Source organism: Neisseria sp. P0021.S007, assembly GCF_051956855.1.
In genome coordinates this window covers 1-779 of sequence record NZ_JBQCXA010000369.1, presented here as the reverse complement: position 1 = coordinate 779, position 779 = coordinate 1, and the positions used below count along the sequence as shown (strand labels likewise).

At 45.8% G+C, this 779-nt stretch carries 1 pseudogene; it reads right to left on the bottom strand.

The window, feature by feature from the left end:
- Positions 1-505: 505 nt before the first annotated feature.
- Positions 506-779 (bottom strand): annotated as a pseudogene (locus ACTHUR_RS13405) (glycosyl transferase family 2); the annotation flags it as partial.

Here is a 779-nt window from a genome sequence, read left to right as displayed (position 1 = left end):
GTAGAAGACATCGTCTTCACCATCGCCCTGACAGCGGTTCAGGCAAAACAAATGGCCGGCTGATTGCTTGAATTTTTAAAGTAAACAAAGGTCGTCTGAAAATCCTAAAATAAGGTTCTCAGACGACCTTTTAAATTACCGCGTGCAAAGTCGATTTTTTTGACGATGACAGGATAACGAAACTGCAAATACCGACATAAGCAGAACAAAAATTTCATTAACAAACGACCAATTTCATCGGACTGGAAATCTTGCAAACAAAAGGTCGTCTGAAACCGCGTTTGGTTTTCAGACGACCTTTAACTCTATTTCCCCGAATTGAAAAATCCTTTGTTTGTAGGGCATGGAGACGGAAGGGGTGTATTTTGTTCAAAAGGAAAATTTCAAAACCATCATTGCTTTGATGGGGCAAATATATTTGATGTGTAGAAGTTAGAAAACGCGGCAAGTGTATGTGTTTCGCAGCTCAGCGTTGACCGAGGTCGTCTGAAAACTCGATAGGGGTTCAGACGACCTTTTCTTCTTCCTCATTCCAAAAATCATAGAAATTAAACCATTGCAGCGGATTTTGCGCGCATTCTTGCGCCAGGATATCGGCGAAGCCCTGCATGGCGGCGGTAACGGCGGCTTCGCGGTTGCCGCGTTTCCAGTCGGAAGTGTCGGTGAAGCGGCGCAGTTTCAAATGGTAGCGGCCGTTTTGTTTAATGCAAAACAGCGTGTTCACCCGCGTTTTCAAGAGCGCCGCCAAGAGCCATACGCCTTGCGGCATGGGGGCGGTA